We start from the raw sequence: 23456 nt of genomic DNA on the forward strand, positions 1-23456 counted from the left end.
CACCCGAACGGGCCCCCTCGGGTGACCGGTCACCACGGCCCGGGTTGTATTCCATGGCCCCGGCGGCCCCTCCACGCCCCCGAAGCCCCCGTCCCCGGAAGGATCGTGCGCTGCGATGGCACCCCGTCTCACCGTCGTCGTCCCCCTCTACAACGTCGAGGAGTACCTCGGCGCCTGCCTGTCCTCGCTCGCCGAACAGACCATGGCGGACCTGGAGGTCGTCCTCGTCGACGACGGCTCCACGGACGACGGGCCGGAGCTGGCACGGGAGTTCACCGAACGCGATCCGCGCTTCCGGCTGTTCCGGCAGGAGAACGCCGGACTCGGCGCGGCCCGCAACGCCGGGGTCCGTGAGGCCCACCCCGGTGCGGAGTTCCTGACGTTCGTCGACAGCGACGACGTCGTCCCGCCCGGCGCGTACGCCCGGATGCTGGAGGAACTCGACCGCTCCGGCTCGGACTTCGCCACGGGCAACGTCCTGCGGCTGCGGGCCGGAGGGGATCTCGAACAGTCCCCGATGTTCCGCAAGCCGATGGAGAAGGCCCGCCCGGCCACCCATGTCACCCGCGACTGGATCCTGCTCGGCGACCGCATCGCCTGCAACAAGGTCTTCCGCCGCACCTTCTGGGACGAGCACGCCTTCGCCTTCCCGACGGGCGTGCTGTACGAGGACATCGCCGTCGTCCTGCCCGCCCACTTCCTGGCCCGCTCGGTCGACGTCGTCGAGGAACCCGTCTACCACTGGCGCGACCGCGACGGTTCGATCACCACGCGGCGGGCCGTCCCCCGGGGCATCCGTGACCGGGTCACCGCCGTCACCACCGTCAGCCGCTTCCTCGCCGATCGGGGTGACGCACCGGGCGCGGCCGAGGCCAAGCGCCGCTACGACGCCCACGCGCTCTCCGGCGACCTGTGGCTGTTCATCGAGGCCCTCCCGGACGGCGACGCGGAGTTCCACGAAGCCTTCCTGGAGCACGCCGGCGCCTTCGCCTCCACCGTCGAACCCGGCGTCCTCGCCTCGCTGCCCCTGCATCTGCGGGTCAAGTGGCAGCTCATCCGCGAACGCCGGCTCCCCGAACTCCTCGCCCTCCTCGCCGACGAGAAGAAGGACCGGGACACCTTCCACGTACGCGGACCGCTCCGTCCCCGCGCTCACCACGCGGCCGTACGCGACCCGCTGCCACCCGCCGCGACCGCGCTGACCTCCGCCGATCTGCCCGTCCACGCCCACCTGACCGAGGCCGTCTGGCGGGACGGGCTGCTGCGGCTGACCGGGTACGCCTATGTGCGCAACGCCCCGGGCGGCCCCCCGCGGCTCGGCTGGCTGCGGTCCGGGAGGCGGCTGATCCCGCTGCGCCTGCGGCCCGTCGGCGGCGACGAGGCCACCGCCCGGTCCGGCCGTTCCCTGCACCGCTACGACCGCGCCGGGTTCACCGCCGTCGTCGATCCGCGCAGGCTCGCCGGGAAAGCGGGCGGCGGACGGACGACGTGGAAGCTGGAGGCGGTCGTCTTCGGCGCCGGCCGGCCGCGCCGGGGGCCCCTGCGCCTCGTCGGCACCCCGGCCCCGCCCGCCGTGGTGCACACCGACGAGCGGACCCGTGTCGTCCCCGTCCTGTCCGGCAACAAGCTGGAGCTGCGCACCGAACGCGTCGCCGCGGTCCTGACCGGGCAGTCGGCGGTCCAGGACGCGCTGCGCCTGGAGGTGAAGGTCCTCGGCGACGCCGGGCCGGTGGCCCTCCGGCTCACCGAGTGGCGCACCAAGGAGACCCGGGAGTTCGCCCTGCGCGGCTCGCCCGGCTGCCGGGCGGCGGACATCCCGCTCAGCGCGTTCCGGGGGGAGGACGACGTCTGGGGCGTCCAACTCGTCGGAGAGGGAGCGCCGTTGACCGTGGCCGCCCGGCCCGGCGGCCAGGACGGGCGCTATGCCCTGCCCGGCGGACGCGAGGTGTACGCGTCCCCCAACCCCTCGGGCGACCTCGTGCTCACCGACCGGTCCGTCCAGCCCGTCGTCACCTCCGCCCGCTGGGCGGAGTCGGGCGAGCTGGTCCTCGAAGGGGCCTTCCCCGGCCTCACCGGCACCGCCCACGAACTCGTCCTGCGCCACAGCGGCCACCACGAGGAGGCCGTCGTCGGGGTCGAGCGGGAGGGCGACGGCTTCCGGGCCGTCATCGCACCCGCCGCCGTCGACGGGCCCGGCGGAGCGCTGCCGCTCGCCGAGGGACGCTGGTACCTCTTCCTGCGCGAACCGGGGGAGCGGGACCCGGAGGCGTACCGCCCGCTGCGGCCGGGCACCCCCCTGCACAGCGCCCTGCCCCGCCAACGGTGCGAGAAAGGACGGGACTTCACCCTCCAGCGCCGCCATCACGACCGGCTCGTCCTGGAGTCCGGCAGCGCGCTTGCGGCCGCCGACCGGGGACCGTACGGGCAGCGCGTCCGGCGCGAACGGTACGCCCTGCTCCGCACTGTCGCCCCGGCCGCCACACGCCCCGCCGTCCTCTACTCCAGCTTCGACGGCCGCCAGTTCTCCGACTCGCCCCGCGCCATCCACCGCGAACTCGCGGCCAGGAAGCAGGACATCGAGCACCTGTGGGTGGTCCGCGACCAGCAGGCCGCCGTGCCCGACGGGGTCCGGCCCGTCGCCCTGCACAGCGCCGAGTGGTACCAGGCGCTGGCCCGCAGCCACTGGATCGTCACCAACACCCACCTCCCCGAGTGGTTCGAGCGGGCCGAGGGCCAGTGCGTCGTCCAGACCTGGCACGGCACCCCCCTCAAGCGCATCGGCCGCGACCTCGCGGGCACCCCGCACGCCGATGCCGCGTACATGGCGTCGATGGAACGCCGGTCCGCCCAGTGGAGCGTGCTCGTCTCGCCGAACAGCTTCTCCACCCCCGTTCTGCGCCGCGCCTTCGGCTACGGCGGCGAGGTCCTGGAGTGCGGCTACCCGCGCAACGACCTGCTGTACGCCTCCGACCGGTCCAAGGTCGCCGCCGCCGTACGGGAACGGCTCGCGATCCCCGAGGGGCGGCGCGTGATCCTGTACGCCCCGACCTGGCGCGAGGACCGGCCCAGGGCGGGCGGGAGGTACGCCCCCGACCTCCACCTCGACCTGGACCACGCCCGCGACGTCCTCGGTGACGACCACGTCCTGCTGGTCCGGCGGCACTACCTCGTCGGCGGCAGCGTCCCCGACACCGACTTCGTCCGCGACGTCTCCCGCCACCCGGACGCCGCCGAACTCCTGCTGGTCGGCGATGTGCTGGTCACGGACTACTCCTCCATCATGTTCGACTTCGCACAGACCGGCCGGCCCATGCTCTTCCACACCCACGACCTGGCCCACTACCGCGACACCCTGCGCGGCTTCTGCTTCGACTTCGAGCGTCGCGCCCCCGGCCCGCTGATCCCCGACTCCTCCGGGATCGTGGCCGCCCTGCGCGACCCGTCCGCCGCCACCGCCGGGCACCGGGAGGCCTACGCCCAGTTCCGGGAGGCGTTCTGCGACCTCGACGACGGGACCGCCGCCGCCCGGGTCGTGGACCGGATGCTCAAGGGGGAGCGGGCATGAGTGACGTCAGCTGCGTGATCACCTGCGGAGGGGACGGCGAGGGCACGGGCGGGGCCGACGCCCTGCACGCCTCCGCGGAGTCCGTCCTCGGTCAGTCGATGCGTGCCGCCGAGGCCCTTGTGGTCCTCGCCTCCGCCGCCGCCCCGGCCGTCCGCACCGCCGCCCGCGCCCTCGCCGACCGCGCACCCGAGCGGGTCCGCCTCGTCCACGCCGACCCGGCCGCCCGCACCACCGGGGCCCTGCGCAACGCGGGGCTCGACGCCGCGACCGGCCGGTACGTCCTGGTCCTCGGCAGCGGCGAGCGGCTCCAGCAGCACGCCTGCCGCAACCTCTGGCAGGCGGGCGAGACCAGCCGCGCCGACCTGGTCGCCGGCCGCTGGAGCCGGACCGCCGACGAGAGCGGCAAGGAACGGGAACCGTCGTGGCAGGGTGAGCTGTTCGCCCGCTCCCGTACCCTCACCCACTTCACCGAGGCCCCCCAACTCGTCGTCCGGGACGCCCTGGTGACCGGATTCTGTCTGCGCCGCGAGGCCGTCCGGCGGCACGGCCTGCGGTACGAGGAGGACCTGGCGCACGGCGAGATCCTCTTCGGCCCGCTCGCCGCCGCATCGGTCGGCCGGATCGCCCTGGTCCGCCGGCTCGTGGTGACCGGCCGGGCCGTCCCCGACCGGGCCCGTGACCTGACCGCCCTGGTCGAGGTCCACCGCCGGGTCGCCAACACCCTCCTCGCCCGGGGGCTGCCCGAGTTGCGCGCGGAGCGGGAGGAGGCGTTCGCCCGGGATCATCTGGTGCCGCTGGTCCGGTCCTTCCCCGGGCTGCCCGCCGTGCGCCGCGACAAGGTCGCGGCCGCCGCCGCCCGCACGCTGACCGGGCCCGTCCCGCCGGACCTGCCGCCGCTGGAGCGGGTCGCCGTGACCCTGCTGGGCCGGGGCGACGCGGAAGGGGCCCTCGCGGCGGCCTACGCGCTGAGCCGCCCGGCCACCGTGTGCGCGCCGCTGACGGCGGGTGCGGGCGGGCGGGTCACCTGGGGCGGTGAGGGGGAGGCGCCCGTCGCCGACATCACCGAACTCGGGCATCAGCACCGCAGGTTCGGCGAGATGCGGCTGATGAACCGGCTCACCCGCTGCACGGCGGCCGAGGGCCGTCTGCTCCTCGAAGGCGCTCTCGTGCTGCCCGGGCACAGCGGGCCGGACCCCGGCGCCCCGCTCACCGCCACGGTGGAGTTCCGGGCCCGGGGCGGGGCGCGCGCCGTCGCGTTCCCGGCCGAAGCGGTCCGGCACGAGCCGCACAGGATCATCTGGCGCGCGCGGGCCGACGTCTCGCGCCGCCTGCGCCCCGTCGGCGTCCGCGACACGGCGTGGGACGCGCGGCTGGTCCTGGAGGCCGACGGGGTCCGGTCCGTCAGCGACCTGTTCGCCCCGCAGGACCAGGTGGCCGGAGCGGTGCGGTTCGCCGCGCGGCCCCGGCTCGGGCGGCTCGCCGGGGACACCTGGGAGCCCTACATCACCCTGAAGGACCACTTCGCGCTCCGGCTGGCCGCCCGCCACCGCCCGGCCCGCACCGCCCACCGCCTGATCCGCTACGCCACCCGCTTCCGGCCCGCCCGCAAGGCGAAGCTCCTCGTCCGCGCCCTGCGCAAGCGCCTGGAGCGCTACCGCTCCCGGGGTTTCAAGGCCCCCGCCTACAACACCTGGCTCACCCGCCTCCCGGTGCGCCGGGGCTCCGTCGTCTTCGAGAGCCACATGGGCACCTGCTACGGCGACAGCCCGCGCGCCCTGTACGAGGAGATCCGCCGCCAGGGCCGCAAGCTCCACGCCACCTGGTCCTACGACGCCTCCCCGGCCGGATTCCCGGACGACGCCCGCCTCGTACGCCGCTGGTCCTGGCGCTATCTGTGGGCGCTGGCCCGCGCCGAGTACTGGGTCGACAACCAGGGCTTCCCGCAGCACCTGCGCAAGCCCGCCCGCACCACGTACCTCCAGACCTGGCACGGCTCCGCGTACAAGCGGATGGGCCTCGACGAGAACCGCGTACGGCTGCAGAACGCCCCGCAGCGCGAACGGCTCCAGCGGGCCGTCGACCGCTTCGACCACTTCCTCGTCCGCTCCGAGCACGACGTGACCACCCTCGCCCGCGCCTACCGGCTGCCCGAGGACAGGCTCCTGCGCACCGGCTACCCCCGCAACGACGCCCTGATCGCGGAGCGCACCCGGGCCGAGACCGAGGGAAGGCTGCCGCGCCCGCCGCTCGCCGCCGCGCTCGGACTCGACGACCACAAGAAGACCGTGCTGTACGCCCCGACGTTCCGCGGCGGCCCCGGTAAGCAGCGCAAGAGCCGACTCCTGCTGGACGTCAGGGAGTTCGCGGAGCGGTTCGGCGACACCCACACCCTGCTCGTGCGGGCCCACTACCTGGAGTCGGCCCGGCTGCCGGTCTGCCCGCCCGGCAGCGTCGTCGACGTCTCGCGCCACCACGACGTCAGCGAGCTCCTGGCCATCAGCGACGTGCTGGTCACCGACTACTCCTCCATCATGTTCGACTTCGCCCTCCTCGACCGGCCCGTCGTCCTGTTCGCCCCCGACCTGGAGGCGTACGAGGCCGAGCGCGGCAGCTACTTCGACCTGCGGGAGCAGGCCCCGGGCCCGGTGACCGCCACCCGGGACGAGCTGTTCAACCACCTCGCGGAACTCAAGAAGTCCGACACCCGGTACGCGGAGCAACGCCGTTCCTTCGCCCAGCGGTTCGGCGCCTACGACCGGGGCGACGCGGCCCGCGCGACCGTCGACGCCGTCTTCGGGACCACCGCCTCCCGGGGCGTCCGCCACAGCACCGACCACGCCCGGGGGGCCGGCCGATGAGCCGCGACATCTTCATCGTCTCCAACAGCACCGACGAACTCGGCGGCGTCACTGCCTGGATGCACCAGACCGCCCGCCTCTTCGCGGACCGGGGCCACCGGGTCCACACCGTCGGCATCCACGCCTCCGACCTCACGATGACGCTGCCCCGGCCGACCGGCCACCCCGTCACCGCCCTCTACCCGGCCCACCCCCCGACCCCCTGGACGCCCCACGGCCTCCGCGACCGCTTCCGCATCCCCACCCGGCGCCGGGAGGCAGCCCGGGTCGCCGCCAAGAAGCAGGCGGTCGGACGGCTCTCGGAGCTCTTCGCCACCGCCCGGCCCGGCGCGGTCGTCATCGTCACCCAGGTCTGGGCGATGGAATGGGTCGGCGAGGCCGACACCACCGGTCTGCGGGTCATCGGGATGAGCCACGAGTCCTACGACTACTCCCGCGCGAGCCACCGCTACCGCTGGATCAGGAACCACTACCAGGACCTCGACCACTGGCTCGTCCTCACCGAGGAGGACGCGGACCTGTGGGCCGGTGACGGCATGGACAACGTCGGCTTCCTGCCCAACGCCCTCTCCCACCTCCCGCTGGTGCCCTCCCCGCGCACGGCCAGGACCGTCGCCAGCATCGGCCGGCTCAGCGACCAGAAGGGCATCGACCTGCTCCTGGACACCTGGGCCCTGGTCGCCCCCGCCCGCCCCGACTGGACGCTGCGCATCCACGGGGCGGGCGAGGACGAGGCAGCCCTGAGGCAGCAGTGCACCGGCCTCGGCCTCGACGGGTCCGTGGAGTGGATGGGCCGCACCGACGACGTGGAACGGGCCCTCGCGGACGCCTCCGTCTTCGTCCAGTCCTCCCGGGGCGAGGGCTTCCCGCTCGCGCTGCTGGAGGCGATGGCCGCCGGACTGCCGTGCGCGGCCTTCGACTGCGCGCCCGGGGTGCGCGAGATCGTCCGGGACGGGGAGGACGGGCTCCTCGCCCCCGCCGGGGACGTCGCCGCCCTCGCCGACCGGCTGCTGCGGCTCACCGGCAACCCCCGGCTGCGCGACGCGATGGGCACGCGGGCCCGCTCCGGCGTCCAGCGGTTCTCCGAACCGGAGACCCTGCGCCGCTGGGAAGAGCTGTTCGCGTTCCTGGAACGCTGATCCCGCCGTCGTCTCAGGCCCGCACGGTCGCCCCGGCCCCGTCCTGCGTGGGCCGGGCCGCGGGCGTCCGGCGGGCCGGGAACGGCACCGGCAGCGGCAGCCCGTCCGTCTCCCCGAGGAAGACCCGGCGCACCACCCGCTCGGCGGCGTACCCGTCGTCGTACGGGCAGAACCGGGCCCGGAACGCGGCGCGCAGCTGCGCCGAGCGGGAGCCCCGCCAGTGGTCCGTGGCGAAGATGTCGAACAGCTCGTCCTGGCTGTGGGCGACGACGCCCGGCGGGAAGGCCGTGATGTCGAAGTACGTGCCCCGGGCCGCCTCGTACGCCTCGATGTCGTCGAGATGCAGCACCACCGGGCGGTCCAGGTTGACGTAGTCGAACATCAGCGAGGCGTAGTCGGTGACCAGGGCGTCCGAGGCGAGTGCCAGCGTCTCCACGCACCGGTGGGCGCTCACGTCGATGATCCGGGGGTGCGCCGCCCGGCCCCCGTCCGCGGGACCGGTGCGGCGGGGCGCCCGGGTGAGGATCACGAACCGCGGGCCCAGGACCCGGACCAGCCGTTCCAGGTCGAGAGAGGGCCGCTGGACCCGCCGGTAGTCGCGGGAGACGGGGGCGTACAGCAGGACCGTGCTGTCCTCGGGGACGCCCAGCGTCTCGCGCAGCCGCGCCACGTCCGCCGGACCGGTGCGGTGGTAGACGTCGTTGCGCGGTGAACCGTACTCCAGCGTGGTGTACGCGGACGGAAAGGCCCGTTCCCGTACGAGGGTGGAGTGCGGGTTGGCCGAGAGGGAGAAGTCCCAGGTGTCGACCGTGCGCAGCAGCTCGTCGAAGTCGGTGCCCCGGGCGGCGGCCGGCCGGTCCAGCAGATCGGTGCCCTCGGTCCGCAGCGGCGTGCCCTCGTGCGTCTGCAGCAGGACCTGGCCCCGTCGCTTGACCAGCCCCCGGTCGAAGGAGCCGTCGTTCACCAGATACGCCGAACGGGCCAGCGCGGTCCGGTGGGCGAAGGTGCCGGGCGCCAGTTGCCGGGTGCCGGTCGGCACGGTGTGGGCGTCGGCGGGCCGGCAGATCCAGGCCGTCCGCACCCCCGGGACCAGCTCCCGGACCTTCGCCTCGATCGCGGCCGGGCTGCCCGCGTACCCGCCGCCCCGCGCGGTGAACACCGCGTCCCGGGTGCGCAGCGGCAGCCGCAGCTGGACGCGGTAGTGGGCCCGCAGCGCCGCACCCCGCACCGCCCCGCGCAGCACCGCCGCTCCCCTCCGCAGCCGGCCGCCGAGGCGCTGGGCCCCGACAGGGCCCGGTAGGTGCGCCGCGCGCCGAGCCGCATCAGGCCGTGCCGCAGCAGCGCGCGGCGGGGGGCCGGGGCACCGGGGGTGCGGTAGCGGCGGCAGGAGGCGGACGCCCGGCGGAAGAACGCGGCGCGGCTGTGCAGCGGCAGCCGGTCCCGCGAGGCGTAGAGCGCCGAGAAGTGGTCCAGCATGCGGCGGAACATCACCGGCCGCCACAGGGCGAGTTCGGGGCGGGAGTCGATGAACGCGAAGACCCGGTCGTACTGGTCGAAGACGTCGAAGTGCTGCTCGCTGGTGGTGGAGAGGATGTTGCCGCGCCGCCGCTGCCGGTAGGAGACGCACACCGCGTCGAGTACCGCGATCGAACCGGCCGACATCAGGACCGGGTAGGTCCAGGCGGTGTCCTCGTAGTAGCCGGGCGGGAAGGTGAACCCCTCGGCCTCGACGAACGCCCGGCGGTACGCCTTGTTCCAGACGACCATGAGGAGCCGCAGCAGCTCGGGGCGGTCGGTGAGCCGGAAGCGCTCAGGTCCGCTCTCGTCGAGATGGGCGGCCAGGACGTTGCGGACGCTGCGGCCCGTCCAGTACGTACGGGCGTAGTCGTACATCAGGACGTCGGGCTCGCCGGTGGTGTCGATCCGGTCGGCGATGGCCTGGAGGGCGTCCGGCAGGAGGGTGTCGTCGCCGTCGAGGAAGACCAGGTAGTCGCCGGACGCCCGGTCCATCCCGGCGTTGCGGGCCGGGCCGAGGCCGATGTTGCGGGGCAGGTGCAGCGCGGTGACCCGGGGATCCCGGCGGGCGTACTCGTCGGCGATCGGTCCGCAGGCATCCGGGGAGCAGTCGTCGACCACGATGATCTCGTGGTCCTTGAAGGACTGGGCCAGCACGGAGTCCAGACACGCGTGCAGATACGCCTGGACCCGGAATGCGGGCACGATGACGGAGAACCGGGGCACTACACATCCATGGGTCGATCGTTCGCGGAAATCCAGGCAGAGCGCAAACGTCGGATGGAATGACAGGGTTACGCCGGACGCGCCAATCGGGGGACGCGGACGCCGAAGCGGCCCGGTTCCGGGGAACCGGGCCGCTCCGTGTTGACGGACGGCGTCCGTGCTCGGCCGGTCTGCGAGGGCGTACGGCCGCGGGGCGCGGGCTACTTGACGGCGCCCGCCATCACACCGGACACGAACTGCCGCTGGAACGCGAAGAACACCGCCAGCGGGATCACCATCGACACGAACGCGCCGGGCGCGAGCACGTCGATGTTGTTGCCGAACTGGCGTACCTGCTGCTGGAGCGCCACGGTGATCGGCGGCGACCCCGAGTCCGCGAAGATCAGCGCGACCAGCATGTCGTTCCACACCCACAGGAACTGGAAGATCCCCAGCGAGGCGATCGCCGGACCGCCCAGCGGCATCACCACCCGGGTGAAGAGCCGGATCTCGCCCGCCCCGTCGAGCCGGGCGGCCTCCAGCAGCTCCCGGGGGATCTCCGCGAAGAAGTTCCGCAGCAGGAAGATCGCGAACGGCAGGCCGAACGCCGTGTGGAACAGCACCACCCCGAGCGTCGTCTCGAAGATCCCGATGGTGCCGAACAGTTCGGAGACCGGGATCAGCGCCACCTGCACCGGCACCACGAGCAGACCGACGACCAGCAGGAACAGCCAGTCCCGGCCGGGGAACTCCATCCAGGCGAAGGCGTATCCGGCGAGCGACCCGATCACCACGACCAGCACCGTGGAGGGGACAGTGATCATGATGGTGCTGCCGAGCGAGCCGGTGATCGTGGAATTGTCCAGCAGCCGCTGGTAGTTGTCGAAGGTCAGCTCGGACGGGGCGGTGAGGACCGTCCACCAGCCGGTCGCCGCGATGTCCCGCGGACCGCGCAGCGAGGACAGCAGCAGACCGATCGTGGGCATCAGCCAGAACAGGGCGACCAGGATCAGGAAGACCCGCATCACCCCGCCGCCCGCGCGGGCGGCGATCCTGGCTCCGAGGGACTGCCCGGCCCCGGGTGCGCCAGGGGCGTCGCCCGTCCTTCGGGAGACCGCCCTCTGACGGCCGATGCGCGCGGTGCCGGTGTCCGGTGCGCTGCTCATCGCCGTCCCTCCTTCCGGATCCGGCGGATGTTGACCAGCATCACCGGGATCACCAGCAGCAGCAGAAGCACCGCGATCGCGCTGCCGATCCCCAGGTCCGCGTCCGTGCCGAACGAGGACCGGTACAGCTGGAGCGCCAGGACGTTCGCGTCGTCCTGGGACGAGCCCGGCGCGATGATGAACACCAGGTCGAAGACCTTCAGCACGTTGATCATCAGCGTCACCAGGACCACCGCGAGCACCGGCGCCAGCATCGGCACCGTGATCCGGCGGAACACCTGCCACTCGTTGGCCCCGTCCACCCGGGCCGCCTCCAGCAGCTCGCGCGGCAGGCCGGCCAGCCCGGCGGCGATCAGGACCATCGCGAACCCGGCCCACATCCACACGTAACTGCCGATGATCCCGGGCGTCACGAGGGACGGGCCGAGCCAGTCGACGCCGTTGTACGGCTCGCGGAAGTTGTCGGCGGGCAGCCGCAGTCGGGCCCCGTCCGCCGAGGCGGGCAGGGTGAACACCCCGTCCGCTCCCGCCGTCGCGGTGGCGACGACCTCGCCGTCCCGCACCGCCTCGATCTTCAGGCCCTTCAGCCCCAGCTCCTGCGGGTCGACGACGTTCGGCTTCCCGCCGCCGCCCCGGGTGAAGTCCAGCCACGCCGTGCCGGAGATCCCGTCCCCGGAGACCGCGGGAGAGCCCTCGGCCGGCCGCGCGTCGCCCGGCATCTTCGCCGGGGCCACACCGACCAGCGGCACCCGCAGCGGCTCGCCCGCCCGGATCGGCTCCTTGGACAGATACGTCCCGCCGGCCGCCTTCTCCAGCGGGTGCACCGGCAGCGGGCGCGCCTTCGGGAAGCCGGCGGACTCGCTGAACGTGTCGTGCACGCTCACCGCCACCGCGTTGGCCACCCCGCGCTCGGGAGCCTGGTCGTACACCAGCCGGAAGATGATGCCCGCCGCCAGCATCGAGATCGCCATCGGCATGAAGACGATCAGCTTGAACGCGGTGCCCCAGCGGATCCGTTCGGTCAGCACCGCGAAGATCAGTCCCAGCGCGGTCGCGACCGTGGGCGCGAAGACCACCCAGATCGCGTTGTTCTTCACCGCGGTGAGGATGGTGTCGTCGGTGAACAGCGCGGTGTAGTTGTCGAACCCGGCGAAACCCGTACCGGCCTGGTCGAAGAACGACCGGTAGACCGAATACCCGATCGGATAGAGCACCAGCGCCCCGAGCAGCACCAGCGCGGGCAGCAAAAACACCGCCGCGACGACCCTGCGGGTGCCGGTCACACTCCGGCCGGGCTTCTCCGGGCCGGGGGACGGATGCGGACTCGTGTCGTCGGCGGGGGGCGCCGCACCGGCGCCCCCCGCGGTCGCTGTCGTCACGGCGTCAGCTCTTGTACGCCTTGACCGCTTCGGACTCCAGCCTTTTCTGGGTCCCCGCGATGTCCTTCGGGTTCTTCAGGAAGTCCTGGAGAATCTTCCACTCGCCCGCCCCGGGCGTCCCGCCGAACGACTGCGGGGCCTGGTCGGACATGTCGAACCGGACGTCGTCACCCGCGTCGATCAGCGCCTGCGCCATCGTGCGCTGCACCTCGTTCGGGTACGCCTTCAGGTCCAGGCCCTTGTTCGGGGAGATGAACCCGCCCGCCTCGGCCCAGATCCCCGCCGCGTCCGCCGACGCCAGCCAGGTCAGCAGCGCCTGCGCGCCCTTGCTGTCCTTCAGCGCCACCGCCGCGTCGCCGCCGGTCACCACGGGAGAGTCCGCGCCGACCGCCGGGAACGGGAAGACCTTGGCGTCCGTACCGATCTCCGCCTCGGTCTGCGCGATGTTGACGGCGACGAAGTCGCCCTCGAAGACCATCGCCCCCTTGGGCTGGTCGCCCCCGGTGAAGGTCTGCGTCACCGAGGCCGGGAACTCCGTCTGGAGCGCCCCGTCCGCCCCGCCCGCGATCAGCTCCGGCTTGCCGAACAGCTCGGCCAGCGTGGTCAGCGCCTCCCCGACGGTCGGGTCGGTCCACGGGATCTCGTGCCGCGCCAGCTGGTCGTACCTCTCCGGGCCCGCCTGCGAGAGGTAGACGTTCTCGAACCAGTCGGTGAGGGTCCAGCCGTCCGCGCCGCCCACCGAGACCGGGGTGACGCCGGAGGCGCCCACCGTCTCGGCGGTGGCCAGGAAGTCCTTCCAGGTCTTCGGCTCGCTCGCTCCCGCGTTGTCGAACGCGGCTGCGTTGTACCAGATCAGGGACTTGTTGGCGGCCTTGAAATACACCCCGTACTGGGTGCCGTCGACCGCGCCGAGGTCCTGCCAGACCTGGGCGTAGTTCTGCCCGAGCTGGGCCCGCGCCTCGGGCCCCACCGGCTTGGCCCACTTCTTCGCGGCCGCCTGCCGGATCGCGCCGACCTGCGGGATCATCGCCACGTCCGGCGGCTGCTTGCCCGCGATCTTGGTGCCCAGGAAGTTGATGATCGGGTCCTGTGCCGGGACGAACGTGACGTCCGCGCCCGTACGCTTCTCGAACTCGTCCAGCACCTTGGTGAAGTTGGCCTGCTCGGGTCCGGTCCAGACCGCGGCGACGGAGACGCTCTCCCCGTCCAGCTTCGGCAGCTGCACCGTGGATGCGCTGTCCGTGCCCTTGCCGGAGGCGTCGCCCGTCTTCTTCTTGCCGTCGCCGTCGCCCCCGCATCCGGTGAGCGCGAGAGCGCCGACCGCCGCGAACACGACTGCGGCCCTGCGTATCGAGAAGGTTGTGCGCATTCCTGCCCCGTCTCTTCCGTCCGCGCCCGGCCACGTGGCATGCCCGGACTACGTCGTCCGTGCGCACAGTCCTACGCCCGGCGCACGAGGCCCGCAATACCGCCGGAGGGCTCAACGCACCGATCGTGATCGCCTCGTGACGTCGTGTCAGGGTATTTCGGAAGCGTGCCGGGGCAGCGTGAGCGGCCCGGGACGGTGGGCGGGCGGAGCCGGACGCCGGAGCGTGCCGGGGCGGTGCGTGGCCGAGGGCGGGTGGGCCGGTGCGGGCCGGGCGCCGGATCGGCCGTCGCAGGGGTGGACCCGGGGGCGAGTGGATGCCGGGGCGGGCCGGGACGAGTGGACGTCTGGACGGAGCGGGCACGGGGTCGGCCGTTGCAGGGGGCGGCCCCCGGGTGCGGGGGTGGCCGCCGGGGGGGGCGTGGTCGGGGGCCCGGCGCAGGGGGCGGCCAGCCGCCACCGAAGCGGGGCCGGTGTATGCCCGTGCCGTGCGCGGCCGAGGGCGGGTACGGGCCGGGGCATGCTTCGCCGAGGGCGGGCCGGTCACGGGGCCCGGTGCAGCGGGCCCCGTGACCGGGCGGGCTCAGGCCGTGAACGGCACCAGCGCGGGCAGCCGTTCGGCGTTCACCGAGCGGGCCGCGCGCTCCAGGGCGCTGGCGAGCAGCGCGAGGTCGGTCGGCCCGTTGCCCAGCTCCCGGACCGGGCGCCGGGTCGGCGGATCGCCCATCCGCTCCCACTCCAGCGGGACGACCGTCGGACGGAGCGTCGCCGTGCGCGGGATGCGGCCGGTGACCCTGCCCCCCTGGAACGGCGTCACCCGGCCGTCCGGATGCCCCAGCCTGCCCCGGCCCGGGGCCGGTTCGTCCGGCGACGGCGGCAGCACCGGCGCGTCCAGCACGATGCGCAGTCGGGCGCCCCGGGCCAGCTCGGTGTCCTCGGTGCGGTCCGGGCGCGCGGACGTGGCGACCAGATGCACCCCGAGCCGTCCGCCGTCCCGCGCCACGGCCTCCAGCGCCCGCACCACCGAACCGGCGGCGGGCCGGCCCGGGGAGCCGAGCGCCGGGGCGACCAGCGCGTCGAAGTCGTCGGCCAGGACGACGAGACGGGGCAGCGGGGACGGCCCCGGGTCCGCAGACCGGGCGGCGGCCGGGCGCAGCCGCAGGGTGCCGCTGGCCGGGGAGTCCAGATCGCCCCGGCGCTCGGCCCCGCTCGGCGGCCGCTGGCCCACGATGCGCGGGGCGGCCTCCTGCCCGGCCTGCTGCCCGTGCCGCTCGTGCCAGGCCGCGAAGTCCAGATCGCCGAGCAGTTCGGCGCGCCGCTTCAGCTCGCCGCCCAGGGCCTGCGCGAACTCCCGCATCCGCACCGGGTCGGACGCCACGAGGTGCGCGAAGACATGCGGCAGCTCCGTACAGGGCAGCAGGCCTTCGCCGCGCTCGCCCTGCTCGCCGCCCGAGCCGTCGACGAGGAGCAGGCCGAGCCGGTCGGGCCGGGCCGCGGAGGCGAGCGAGGCGGCGACGGCGCGGAGCAGCTCCGTGCGGCCGCTGCCCGGGGGGCCTTCGATCAGCAGATGCGGGCCCTCGTCGGCGAGATCGACGCTGAGGGGGCCGCGGGGCCCCGCCCCGAGCACGAGGACGGGCCGCCCGGTGGGGGCGCCGACGGTGGAGGCCTCACCGGAGCCGGGTGCCGGGATGGTGGCGTCGCCCCGCTCCCGGGCGTCGGCCCCGGAGCCGCGCCCCGGCCCGGAGCGCTGGGGCCCCAGGTAGGGCGTACGGGCGGAGTCGCGGCTGTCCGGGTGCGGATACGGGGTGCGGCCGGAGTCGGGGGTGTCCGGTGAGGGGTACGGCGTACGGCTGGAGTCGCGGGCCTCCAGCGGGGGATACGGGGTGCGGTCCGGGTCGGGGCGGCGGCCCGGATAGGGCGTGCGGCCGGAGCCGCGGGAGTCCGGTGAGGGGTAGGGCGTACGGCCGGAGTCGGGGGAGCCCGGGGACGGGTACGGCGTGCGGCTGGAGTCGCGGGCCTCCAGCGGGGGATACGGGGTGCGGTCCGGGTCGGGGCGGTGGCCCGGATAGGGCGTGCGGCCGGAGCCGCGGGAGTCCGGTGAGGGGTAGGGCGTACGGCCGGAGTCGGGGGAGTCCGGGGACGGGTACGGCGTGCGGCTGGAGTCGCGGGCCTCCAGCGGGGGGTACGGGGTGCGGTCCGGGTCGGGGGCGCCCGCGGCCGGGTACGGCGTGCGGCCGGAGTCGTGGTGGGGGGAGGCCGCCGTGCGTTGGGGGCCGACGCGCGGGCCCGCGCTGAGGGTGCGCCCGGAGTTGAGGCTGTCCAGGTCCGCGCGGGCCGGTGAGGCGGCGGCTGCCCGGGGCGCCGAAGCGCCCGGCTGGGCCTCCGCCGTGGACGCCCAGCGGGCCATCAGCGACGCCGGAGTGGCGCGGGCCAGCCCCAGCTCGTCCAGCAGCCGGGCGGACGGCGGCAGCGCCGCAGTGGTCGGGCGGCCCGCCAGCGCGGCCGATCCCTCCTCGCGCAGCGGCGCGAGCGCCCGCCCGAACCGCTCGGCCCAGGCCGCCGACACCGCGTCCACCGCGGCCACCGTCCCGTGCCCCGCGGCCTGTCCGCCCGCCGTACGCAGCAGGCGCAACGCCGTGGCGACGTCGCCGCTGAGCATCGCGACGGCCCCGCACTCCCGGAAGGCGACCGAGGCCCGGCAGGCGGTCTCGTACGTCGCGGCCACCGGTGAGGTGGGGGAGGCGGCCGGGGTCTCGGCCAGGCAGATCAGATGGATCCCGGCCGCCGCGCCCGCCCCGGCCAGCCGTGCCGTCGTCTCGCGCAGGAACGCCGTGCCCGGGTCGCCGTCGAGAACGACCACCGTGTGCGGGCCCGTGTGGGCGCGGGCGGCCTCGGCCACCGCTGCCCGCTCCAGATGCGGCCAGCCGGGACCGAGGGGCCCCTCGTCGAGCCGCCGCACCAGCTCGGCCGCGCGGACCTCGGCCTGCTCACGGTCGTAGGCGAGGAGCAGCCGGCAGTCCTGCCCGTGCGTCGGGCGCAGATGCGGCAGCCACCCCAGCCAGGACCACTCGCGCCGCCGCTCCTCCAGGGTGCGGGAGCGGTCCGTGGAGATCAGCACGATCTCCAGGTCGAACGGGGAGTGCAACGCGGCGAGCTGTGCCACCGTCGCGCGGGCCAGCCCCGCCAGCCGGGCGCGTGGGCCGGCGAGCCCGAGCGAACCGGCCTCCCGCAGCCCCACCGTCACCGGCACGGCGGGCACCTCGGCCCGGTCCGTGGTGCCGAGCCGCACCACCAGGGCCTCCGGGTGGGCCGGATGGCGCTCCCAGAGCCGGGGCCCCGGGCCGAGCGCCGTCAGCAGCACGGCCGCGGGGTCGGGCCAGGTGCCCTCGGGGGCGGAGGGCAGCGCGGAGAAGGGGGAGCCGGGGGAGGCCGGTGAGGCGAGGTGCCCGGCCCCCGACGGCCCGCCGGCCGGATCGATGGATCCGCCCGGGGCGCTGGAGACGCCCGCGTTCGAGCCGTGCCCGCCGGTTCCGTGCCCGCCGGTTCCGTACCCATCTGCGCTGTGCCCGCCGGTTCCGTGCCCGCGGGAGCCGTGCTCACCTGCGCTGGGCCCGCCGGAGCCGTGTGTCCCGGAGTCGTACCTACCGGTTCCGTGGGCATCGCTTCCGCGGGCCTCGGAGCCCTGCGCGCCTGCTCCCGGTGCCCCGGAGCCGGATGCCCCGGCGCCGTACGGCAGCGATCCGTGCGCCGGCCGGCTGCCCGGACCGGCCGGGGTGCGGGCAGCCCCGTACGCGCCGGGCCGCTCGCCGGACGCGCCTCCGGAGCCCGCCGCCGGCCCGCCCTTCGCGCCGCCCTTGAGCCGCCTCGCCCAGGCCCCTATGCCGCGCCGGGGTGCGGGGGCCGCGGCGGACTCCTCGTCGAGCGCGTGGGCACCGCCGCCCGCGTACGCACCCGGACCGGCCCCGACGGACTCCGGCCGGGATGCCTCGGCGGGGGACGACTCCGGGCCGCCGTACACCCCGGAGGGCGCGGGCGCGCCGTACGCGGGGGCGGGGCCATGGCCGGCCTGGTCGGGGGCGCACGCGGCGAGGGGCGCTTCGGCGGGCTGCCCCGGTGCGGCGGTCACCGTCTCGGCGCGGGTCACCCGCAGGTGTCCCTCGCCGTCCGGGGCGGTCGGCAGCGTCGCCGGGCGGGAGCCCGAGGTGAGGCGGAGCGTGGATTCGCCGAGCCGGAGCAGCGCGCCGGGGGCGAGGCGGACCGGCCGCTCGCGCACCTCGACGCCGTCCAGCGAGGTGCCGTTCGTCGATCCGAGATCGGCGACCGAGACCCGGCCGTCGTCGGCGACCGTCACCGCGCAGTGCAGCCGGGAGACGTCCGGGTCGTCGAGCGGGACGTCCGCCTCGGCGGAGCGGCCGATCCGGATCTGCCCGCCGTGCAGCAGGTGGACGCCGCCCGCGTCGGGGCCCGCGACCACATGGAGCTGGGCCGGAACGGCGTCGTCCGTCGCCTCGTCGTCGCCGGGGACCTGGAGCGAGAGGACCGCGCCGTCCACCAGGGGCGGCTCGCCCAGCGCGATGCGGTGCCCGTCCAGCCGCTCCGGCCCGGCGAACAGGACGACCGCCCCGCCGCCCTGCGAGCTCTCGGGCCCCGACACGGCGGCGGCCAGCTGGGAGGCCACGGCGGCCAGCGCCGTCCCGGCGGGGGCGGTCACGAGCACGTCGCAGGAGCGCGCCGGGGTCTGGCCGCTGCGCGGCGCGAGGACGGTCAGCCGGATCTGCATCGCCGTCAGCGGTCCCTTCTGCGCGGGGGTGCCCGGCAGGGGAAACGCCCTGTGATTCCCCCCACCCGGCACGGACACGTCGTCCGTACAGGTCGTCACGGACCGTGGGACTCCGAGTCCGCAGAACCGTGCTGCAGGCATCCTCGCACCTGCCACTGACAACACGCCCGGCGGTCACCTTCAAATGATCTTGAATGGTCGGCTGTGGGCGCAAAAGTGCCCGCTTGCGTCCGGATCCCGTCGCCCGGAGGGGTTTCCCGGGTGCTGTCCGCCGCACGCCGGACGGAATCCCGCCCCGGATCACCGAACGTGCGCCCGACCCGTGATCAGCCGTACGGCAACCTTCCGCCGGGTCTCGGCGTCTTCCCTTCGAAACGTGAGCCCCCGGTGCCTCGTTCGGCGGCATTACAGTGGGCCGGAACATTCGGGCGGACCGGGGGGACCGCAAGCCACGATCAGCAGGGAGCGCATGACGTGCGGCCGGTAGGCAGCAAGTACCTGCTCGAGGAGCCGCTCGGGCGCGGCGCCACGGGCACCGTCTGGCGAGCCCGCCAGCGGGAGACCGCGGGCGCCGAGGCAGCCGTCGCGGGTCAGCCCGGCGAGACCGTGGCCATCAAGGTCCTCAAGGAGGAGCTGGCCAACGACGCCGACGTGGTGATGCGGTTCCTCCGGGAGCGCTCGGTCCTGCTGCGGCTCACGCACCCGAACATCGTGCGCACCCGCGACCTCGTCGTCGAGGGCGATCTCCTCGCCCTGGTGATGGACCTGATCGACGGCCCCGACCTGCACCGCTACCTCCGCGAGAACGGCCCGCTCACCCCGGTCGCCGCCGCCCTGCTCACCGCGCAGATCGCGGACGCGCTCGCCGCCAGCCACGCCGACGGCGTCGTCCACCGCGACCTCAAGCCCGCCAACGTGCTGCTCGACGAGCGCGACGGCGGCATGACCCCGATGCTCACCGACTTCGGCATCGCGCGGCTGGCGGACTCCCCGGGGCTGACCCGGACGCACGAGTTCGTCGGGACGCCCGCCTATGTGGCCCCGGAGTCCGCCGAGGGCCGCCCGCAGACCTCCGCCGTCGACGTGTACGGCGCGGGGATCCTGCTGTACGAGCTGGTCACCGGCCGTCCGCCGTTCGCCGGGGGCACCGCACTCGAAGTCCTGCACCGGCACCTCAGCGAGGAGCCCCGCCGCCCCTCCACCGTCCCCGAGCCGCTCTGGACCGTCATCGAGCGCTGCCTGAGCAAGGACCCGGACCGGCGGCCCAGCGCCGAGAACCTGGCCCGTGCGCTGCGTACGGTCGCCGCCGGCATCGGTGTCCACGCCAACTCGGCCCAGATCGCCGCCGCCGAGGGTGTGGGCGCCCTGCTCGCCCCCGACCCGGCGCCCACGGCCGTCCCGGACACCCCGGGCGCGGCCGACCCCACGCAGGTGCTGCCGAGCAACGCGGGCTCCTACGACCCCGCCGCGGCCACCAGCGTGCTCCCGCAGACCGGCCCCGGCGGCCAGGGCCAGGGTCCGGGCGGCCCCCAGGGCCACGCCGACCCGACCGCCGTCATGCCGCCCGTCCCGCAGCGCCCCGACGGGCCCCCGCAGCCGGACGGCCCGCACCCCTGGCAGTCGCAGCTCCAGGCGGCCCGCGACCGCAACGAGCAGACCCAGGTGCAGTACCTGGACCCCAGCCAGGACCCGCTGCGCCGCCGCCCCCAGCGCCAGCAGCCGCCGCCGCAGCAGCAGCCTTCCCAGCGCCCGCAGCAGCCCGCGCAGCGCCGACAGCAGCCGCTCCAGCAGCAGTACCCGTATCAGCAGCAGCAACAGCAGCAGCCGCAGCGCTACCAGCCGCAGCAGCCGCAGCGACAGCAGTACGCGCCGCCGCAGCAGCCCCAGCAGCCCGCCGCCCGGCCGCCGCGCGAGCCGCGTCCGCCGCGGCAGCGCAGCGCCAACCCGATGCGCATCCCCGGGCTCGGCTGCCTCAAGGGCTGTCTGTTCACCCTGGTGCTCCTGGTCGTGGCCGGCTGGCTGATCTGGGAGCTGACCCCGCTCCAGGACTGGGTCGCCCAGGGCAAGGGCTACTGGGAAGCGATCGGCGACGCGATCGGTACGGTCACCGAGTGGCTCTCCGAGCTCGGCAACAGCGCCGGAGGCTCGGGCGGCGCCTGACCCGTCAGGCTTGACGCGGGACGGCCCGGACCGCAGTGCTGTCTCTTTGTCGACTTCCCGTCGGCTTCTCCGAGGGCATTCCGTCCGGAGAAGCCGACCGCGGGTGCCATCCTGGGCGCGTGACACCCCGAACGCCGCGTAACTTTGTCGACCGGGGGCCCACCGCCAGCCGCTGAGGGAGCAGTCTTGGCACGGAACATCGGCAGCCGGTACACGGCCCACCAGATCCTGGGGCGCGGCAGCGCCGGCACGGTATGGCTCGGCGAAGGGCCCGAGGGCCCGGTCGCCATCAAGCTGCTCCGTGAGGACCTCGCGTCCGATCAGGAGCTCGTGGGCCGCTTCGTACAGGAGCGCACCGCCCTGCTCGGACTCGACCACCCGCAGGTGGTCGCCGTCCGGGACCTCGTCGTGGACGGCAACGACCTGGCACTGGTCATGACCCTCGTACGCGGCACCGACCTGCGCACCCGCCTGGACCGCGAGCGCCGCCTCGCCCCCGAGGCCGCCGTCGCGATCATCGCGGACGTCGCCGACGGACTGGCCGCCGCGCACAAGGCCCAGATCGTCCACCGCGACGTCAAGCCGGAGAACATCCTGCTCGACATGGAGGGCCCGCTCGGCCCCGGTGGCGCGCACCCCGCCCTGCTGACCGACTTCGGCGTCGCCAAGCTGATCGACACCCCGCGCCGCACCAAGGCCACGAAGATCATCGGTACGCCGGACTATCTGGCCCCCGAGATCGTCGAGGGCCTCCCGCCGCGCGCCGCCGTCGACATCTACGCCCTGGCCACCGTGCTGTACGAGCTGCTCGCCGGGTTCACGCCCTTCGGCGGCGGCCACCCCGGAGCCGTCCTGCGCCGCCACGTCACGGAGACCGTCGTCCCGCTGCCCGGCATCCCCGAGGAGCTCTGGCAGCTCCTGGTCCAGTGCCTGGCCAAGGCGCCCGCCTCCCGGCTGCGCGCCTCGGAGCTGGCCGTACGGCTGCGCGACCTGCTGCCCCTGCTGGCGGGGATACCGCCGCTGGAGGTGGACGAGCCGGGACCGGAGGAGAGCGAGCGGGCCCCGGCCTACGACGAGCAGCAGTACACCCCGGCCGCCGACGAGCCCCGTCGCCGCGGGGCGGTCCCACTGGTGCCCGGTTCCGCCCCCGACTCCAACCGGGACACCCACACGAGCATGCGCGTCCCGGCCCCGGACGAGCTGGCGGGCGGCCCCCTGGGCACGGCCCGCGCCCCCCGCGCCCCGGGGGAGCCCCGGCCCGGGTCGGCCCGCAGCAGAGCGGCGGCCGTGCGCAAGCGCCGCATCACCCTGGGAGCCGCCGCCGTGCTGCTCTGCGCGGCCCTGGGGGTCGGCGGCTGGCTGGCCGTCGGCGGCGGCGACGGGGACGACGTGCCCCAGGACAGCGAGAACTCGGCCCCGGCGACCCCGTAGCGCACCCCTTTCCCGGGCCCGTCAGCGGGCCGGTTCCCGGGGGAGGGCGAGCTTCATCCGCCCAGCCGTTACGCTGGACCCGTGGCAGTCGTCGATATTTCCGAAGAGCTGAAGTCCCTCTCCTCGACCATGGGGTCGATCGAGGCCGTCCTGGACCTGGATGCGCTGAGGGCGGACATCGCCGCGCTCGAGGAGCAGGCAGCGGCGCCGTCCCTGTGGGACGACCCGGACGCGGCCCAGAAGATCACCAGCAAGCTTTCGCACCTCCAGGCCGAGGTCCGCAAGGCCGAGGCCCTGCGCGGCCGCATCGACGACCTCGAAGTCCTCTTCGAGCTCGCCGAGGCCGAGGGCGACGCCGACGCCCGCGCCGAGGCCGAGGCCGAGCTGGAGTCGGTCAAGAAGGCGCTGGACGAGATGGAGGTCCGCACGCTTCTCTCCGGCGAGTACGACGCGCGCGAGGCCCTCGTGACCATCCGCGCCGAGGCCGGCGGCGTCGACGCCGCCGACTTCGCCGAGAAGCTCCAGCGCATGTACCTCCGCTGGGCCGAGCAGCACAACTACAAGACCGAGGTCTACGAGACCGCGTACGCCGAAGAGGCCGGCATCAAGTCGACCACCTTCGCCGTCCAGGTCCCGTACGCCTACGGCACGCTCTCCGTCGAACAGGGCACCCACCGTCTGGTGCGCATCTCGCCCTTCGACAACCAGGGCCGTCGGCAGACCTCCTTCGCGGGTGTCGAGGTGCTCCCGGTCGTCGAGCAGACGGACCACATCGAGATCGACGAGTCCGAGCTGCGCGTGGACGTGTACCGCTCCTCGGGCCCCGGCGGACAGGGCGTCAACACCACGGACTCCGCGGTCCGTCTGACCCACCTGCCCACCGGCATCGTCGTCTCCTGCCAGAACGAGCGCTCGCAGATCCAGAACAAGGCGTCCGCGATGAACGTCCTCCAGGCGAAGCTCCTTGAGCGCCGCCGCCAGGAGGAGCAGGCCAAGATGAACGCGCTCAAGGGCGACGGCGGCAACTCCTGGGGCAACCAGATGCGTTCGTACGTCCTCCACCCGTACCAGATGGTCAAGGACCTGCGTACGGAGTTCGAGATGGGCAACCCCGAAGCGGTCTTCAACGGCGAGATCGACGGTTTCGTCGAGGCGGGCATCCGCTGGCGGAAGCAGCGGGAGAAGTAGCTTCGGAGATACGGAGGTTGGGCCCGGACAGAAACTGTCCGGGCCCTTCTGCTCGTGGGGAGGAACTGTGCACGATGCGTCACATTCACGCTTCTGAATAGCCGTCAACACCCCCCAAATCGGTGCCTAGTGCACGGAAGCTCCTTGACGTATTCCTCAACTCTGGCCAGGGTGCTACAGCAGCATGCGTATGTCTGGGACGGG

General features: G+C 74.4%; 10 protein-coding genes and 1 pseudogene. 6 read left to right on the plus strand and 5 right to left on the minus strand.

The window, feature by feature from the left end; all coding sequences use genetic code 11:
- Positions 1 to 115 precede the first annotated feature (115 nt).
- Genes KME66_RS21760 through KME66_RS21770 form a run of 3 tightly spaced genes read left to right on the plus strand, consistent with a single transcriptional unit; the run spans position 116 to position 7562 of the window.
- On the plus strand, positions 116 to 3565 hold the full coding sequence (locus KME66_RS21760) for a bifunctional glycosyltransferase/CDP-glycerol:glycerophosphate glycerophosphotransferase (protein WP_216325007.1): 3450 nt from the start codon (positions 116 to 118) through the stop codon (positions 3563 to 3565).
- Positions 3562 to 6423, plus strand: coding sequence for a CDP-glycerol glycerophosphotransferase family protein (locus tag KME66_RS21765; RefSeq protein WP_216325010.1), 2862 nt, complete (start codon positions 3562 to 3564; stop codon positions 6421 to 6423). Before KME66_RS21760 ends, KME66_RS21765 begins: the two co-directional genes overlap by 4 nt.
- Positions 6420 to 7562: a glycosyltransferase gene (locus tag KME66_RS21770; RefSeq protein WP_216325012.1), complete on the plus strand. Its 1143-nt coding sequence runs from the start codon at positions 6420 to 6422 to the stop codon at positions 7560 to 7562. The genes KME66_RS21765 and KME66_RS21770 overlap by 4 nt, the downstream gene beginning before the upstream one ends.
- Positions 7563 to 7575: 13 nt before the next feature.
- Here the strand turns inward: KME66_RS21770 and KME66_RS21775 are convergent.
- The 5 genes and pseudogenes from KME66_RS21775 to KME66_RS21795 form a co-directional block, all read right to left on the minus strand.
- Positions 7576 to 9803 (minus strand): annotated as a pseudogene (locus KME66_RS21775) (CDP-glycerol glycerophosphotransferase family protein).
- 200 nt (positions 9804 to 10003) lie between these two features.
- A complete protein-coding gene (locus tag KME66_RS21780) occupies positions 10004 to 10948 on the minus strand; it encodes a carbohydrate ABC transporter permease (protein ID WP_073215752.1) in 945 nt (314 codons plus the stop codon).
- On the minus strand, positions 10945 to 12231 hold the full coding sequence (locus KME66_RS21785) for a carbohydrate ABC transporter permease (protein WP_216329538.1): 1287 nt from the start codon (positions 12229 to 12231) through the stop codon (positions 10945 to 10947). Before KME66_RS21785 ends, KME66_RS21780 begins: the two co-directional genes overlap by 4 nt.
- A 100-nt stretch (positions 12232 to 12331) precedes the next feature.
- Positions 12332 to 13696 (minus strand): ABC transporter substrate-binding protein, encoded by a 1365-nt coding sequence (locus KME66_RS21790; RefSeq protein WP_216325015.1) that lies wholly within the window; start codon positions 13694 to 13696, stop codon positions 12332 to 12334.
- Between the two features lie 580 nt (positions 13697 to 14276).
- Positions 14277 to 18473: an FHA domain-containing protein gene (locus KME66_RS21795; RefSeq protein WP_216325018.1), complete on the minus strand. Its 4197-nt coding sequence runs from the start codon at positions 18471 to 18473 to the stop codon at positions 14277 to 14279.
- 474 nt (positions 18474 to 18947) lie between these two features.
- Between KME66_RS21795 and KME66_RS21800 the strand changes: the two genes are divergently transcribed.
- From KME66_RS21800 to prfB, 3 genes are all read left to right on the plus strand, one after another.
- A complete protein-coding gene (locus KME66_RS21800; RefSeq protein WP_073215765.1) occupies positions 18948 to 20633 on the plus strand; it encodes a serine/threonine-protein kinase in 1686 nt (561 codons plus the stop codon).
- 186 nt (positions 20634 to 20819) lie between these two features.
- A complete protein-coding gene (locus KME66_RS21805; RefSeq protein WP_073215768.1) occupies positions 20820 to 22064 on the plus strand; it encodes a serine/threonine-protein kinase in 1245 nt (414 codons plus the stop codon).
- 81 nt (positions 22065 to 22145) lie between these two features.
- On the plus strand, positions 22146 to 23252 hold the full coding sequence (prfB, locus tag KME66_RS21810; protein ID WP_032775042.1) for a peptide chain release factor 2: 1107 nt from the start codon (positions 22146 to 22148) through the stop codon (positions 23250 to 23252).
- Positions 23253 to 23456: the final 204 nt, after the last annotated feature.

This window comes from Streptomyces sp. YPW6, from assembly GCF_018866325.1.
GTDB lineage: Bacteria > Actinomycetota > Actinomycetes > Streptomycetales > Streptomycetaceae > Streptomyces.

What these genes read in the sequence shown, in the direction of transcription:
- KME66_RS21765 (WP_216325010.1), top strand. Translation starts at nt 3,562, where the DNA reads ATGAGTGACGTCAGCTGCGTGATCACCTGCGGAGGGGACGGCGAGGGC.
- KME66_RS21780 (WP_073215752.1), bottom strand. Translation starts at nt 10,948, where the DNA reads ATGAGCAGCGCACCGGACACCGGCACCGCGCGCATCGGCCGTCAGAGG.
- KME66_RS21760 (WP_216325007.1), top strand. Translation starts at nt 116, where the DNA reads ATGGCACCCCGTCTCACCGTCGTCGTCCCCCTCTACAACGTCGAGGAG.
- KME66_RS21770 (WP_216325012.1), top strand. Translation starts at nt 6,420, where the DNA reads ATGAGCCGCGACATCTTCATCGTCTCCAACAGCACCGACGAACTCGGC.
- KME66_RS21790 (WP_216325015.1), bottom strand. Translation starts at nt 13,696, where the DNA reads ATGCGCACAACCTTCTCGATACGCAGGGCCGCAGTCGTGTTCGCGGCG.
- KME66_RS21795 (WP_216325018.1), bottom strand. Translation starts at nt 18,473, where the DNA reads ATGCAGATCCGGCTGACCGTCCTCGCGCCGCGCAGCGGCCAGACCCCG.